General features: G+C 50.3%; 2 tRNA genes and 2 rRNA genes. All 4 read left to right on the top strand.

Annotated features, from left to right (window positions below):
• Positions 1 to 155: ribosomal RNA gene (locus A3738_RS09675) — 16S ribosomal RNA — on the top strand; the annotation flags it as partial.
• A gap of 64 nt (positions 156 to 219) precedes the next feature.
• Positions 220 to 296, top strand: a tRNA-Ile gene (locus tag A3738_RS09670).
• Positions 297 to 322: 26 nt separating this feature from the next.
• Positions 323 to 398: transfer RNA gene (locus tag A3738_RS09665), tRNA-Ala, on the top strand.
• Between the two features lie 308 nt (positions 399 to 706).
• Positions 707 to 3,390 (top strand): 23S ribosomal RNA (locus tag A3738_RS09660); the annotation flags it as partial.

Below are 3,390 nucleotides of genomic sequence, written 5' to 3'. Positions count from 1 at the left end.
CCTTGTACACACCGCCCGTCACACCATGGGAGTGGATTGCACCAGAAGTAGTTAGTCTAACCTTCGGGGGGACGATTACCACGGTGTGGTTCATGACTGGGGTGAAGTCGTAACAAGGTAGCCCTAGGGGAACCTGGGGCTGGATCACCTCCTTAAACGAAACGTGCACGTTTCGGTCAGAGTTCACACGAATTGCTTGGTTGAGATTTAAAGAACAATAGGCCTGTAGCTCAGGTGGTTAGAGCGCACCCCTGATAAGGGTGAGGTCGGCAGTTCAAGTCTGCCCAGGCCTACCAATTATCAGAAGGCCGAGTCCAGAGATGGGGCTATAGCTCAGCTGGGAGAGCGCCTGCCTTGCACGCAGGAGGTCAGCAGTTCGATCCTGCTTAGCTCCACCAATTTCTGTTCATAACTAAAGATATTCAAAGCGTTGCTTTGAGTGTTTTTAGTTCTGATCAGAGAATCAGAATGTTCTTTAACAATTTGGAATGTGATAGTAGAAACGTTGTTAGTAGTTGTGATGACTATTAATAACATTGCTAAGGTTATTTGTTTTGCCATATATCAGCGGCAAAACATTTAACTCGGATAATGTAAGAAATGAGATTCATATCAAGCGTTATTCGGCGAAACGTTACGATTGGTCGTGTATGACACAAAGACTGGGATGGTAAAAGGTCGTCCTGGAGGACTCTTTGGGTTATATAGTCAAGCGACTAAGCGCATACGGTGGATGCCTTGGCAGTCAGAGGCGATGAAGGACGTAGAAACCTGCGATAAGCGTTGGGGAGCTGGTAAACGAGCTTTGATCCAACGATTTCCGAATGGGGAAACCCAACCGTCATAAGACGGTTATCTTGCACTGAATACATAGGTGTAAGAAGCGAACCCGGAGAACTGAAACATCTAAGTACCCGGAGGAAAAGAAATCAACCGAGATTCCCTTAGTAGCGGCGAGCGAACGGGGAACAGCCGATAATTAAAGTTGTAGTGGAACACTCTGGAAAGTGTGGCGATAGAGGGTGATAGCCCCGTACACGAAGCAGCTTTAGTTACATATTAAGTAGGACGGGACACGTGTTATCTTGTCTGAAGATGGGGGGACCATCCTCCAAGGCTAAATACTCCTGACTGACCGATAGTGAACCAGTACCGTGAGGGAAAGGCGAAAAGAACCCCTGTGAGGGGAGTGAAATAGATCCTGAAACCGTATGCGTACAAGCAGTGGGAGCAGACTTGTTCTGTGACTGCGTACCTTTTGTATAATGGGTCAGCGACTTAATTTTAGTAGCAAGGTTAACCGTATAGGGGAGCCGTAGGGAAACCGAGTCTTAATAGGGCGCACAGTTGCTAGGATTAGACCCGAAACCGAGTGATCTATCCATGAGCAGGTTGAAGGTTAGGTAACACTGACTGGAGGACCGAACCCACTGTCGTTGAAAAGCCAGGGGATGACTTGTGGATAGGAGTGAAAGGCTAATCAAACTCGGAGATAGCTGGTTCTCCTCGAAAGCTATTTAGGTAGCGCCTCGTGTATCACCCTAGGGGGTAGAGCACTGTTTGGGCTAGGGGGTCATCCCGACTTACCAACCCCATGCAAACTCCGAATACCTAGGAGTGCGAGCACGGGAGACACACGGCGGGTGCTAACGTCCGTCGTGGAGAGGGCAACAACCCAGACCGCCAGCTAAGGTCCCAAATTCATAGTTAAGTGGGAAACGATGTGGGAAGGCTTAGACAGCTAGGAGGTTGGCTTAGAAGCAGCCACCCTTTAAAGAAAGCGTAATAGCTCACTAGTCGAGTCGGCCTGCGCGGAAGATTTAACGGGGCTCAAACTATGAACCGAAGCTGCGGATATAGATTTATCTATATGGTAGAGGAGCGTTCTGTACGCTGTTGAAGGTGAATCGAGAGGTTTGCTGGAGGTATCAGAAGTGCGAATGCTGACATGAGTAACGATAAGGGGGGTGAAAAACCTCCCCGCCGGAAGACCAAGGGTTCCTGCGCAACGCTAATCGGCGCAGGGTGAGTCGGCCCCTAAGGCGAGGCTGAGAAGCGTAGTCGATGGGAAACAGGTTAATATTCCTGTACTTCTTTATATTGCGATGGAGAGACGGAGAAAGCTAGGCCAGCATGGCGATGGTTGTCCATGTTTAAGGTTGTAGGCTGGGGACTTAGGCAAATCCGGGTCCCTAAGGCTGAGAACTGATGACGAGATCCTACGGGATTGAAGTGGTTGATGCTCTGCTTCCAGGAAAAACTTCTAAGCTTCAGATATAAAGGAACCGTACCCCAAACCGACACAGGTGGTCAGGTAGAGAATACCAAGGCGCTTGAGAGAACTCGGGTGAAGGAACTAGGCAAAATGGTACCGTAACTTCGGGAGAAGGTACGCTGCTGCCGGTGATGGGACTTGCTCCCTAAGCTAGCGGCAGTCGAAGATACCAGTTAGCTGCGACTGTTTATTAAAAACACAGCACTCTGCAAACTCGAAAGAGGACGTATAGGGTGTGACACCTGCCCGGTGCCGGAAGGTTAATTGATGGGGTTAGCGTATGCGAAGCTCTTGATCGAAGCCCCGGTAAACGGCGGCCGTAACTATAACGGTCCTAAGGTAGCGAAATTCCTTGTCGGGTAAGTTCCGACCTGCACGAATGGTGTAACGATGGCTAAGCTGTCTCCACCCGAGACTCAGTGAAATTGAAATCGCTGTTAAGATGCAGCGTATCCGCGGCTAGACGGAAAGACCCCGTGAACCTTTACTACAGCTTCACAGTGAACTTTGAGCCTATTTGTGTAGGATAGGTGGGAGGCTTTGAAACATGCACGCCAGTGTGTGTGGAGCCATCCTTGAAATACCACCCTGGTATGTTTGAGGTTCTAACTCTGGTCCCTTATCGGGATCGAGGACACTGTGTGGTGGGTAGTTTGACTGGGGCGGTCTCCTCCCAAAGAGTAACGGAGGAGCACGAAGGTGCGCTAAGCATGGTCGGACATCATGCGGTTAGTGTAATGGCATAAGCGCGCTTAACTGCGAGACAGACACGTCGAGCAGGTACGAAAGTAGGTCATAGTGATCCGGTGGTTCTGTATGGAAGGGCCATCGCTCAACGGATAAAAGGTACTCCGGGGATAACAGGCTGATACCGCCCAAGAGTTCACATCGACGGCGGTGTTTGGCACCTCGATGTCGGCTCATCACATCCTGGGGCTGAAGCCGGTCCCAAGGGTATGGCTGTTCGCCATTTAAAGTGGTACGCGAGCTGGGTTTAGAACGTCGTGAGACAGTTCGGTCCCTATCTGCCGTGGACGTTGGAAAATTGAGAAGAGCTGCTCCTAGTACGAGAGGACCGGAGTGGACGAACCTCTGGTGTTCGGGTTGTGTCGCCA

This window comes from Oleiphilus sp. HI0066 (assembly GCF_001635725.1).
This window is presented reverse-complemented; position numbering and strand designations above follow the sequence as displayed.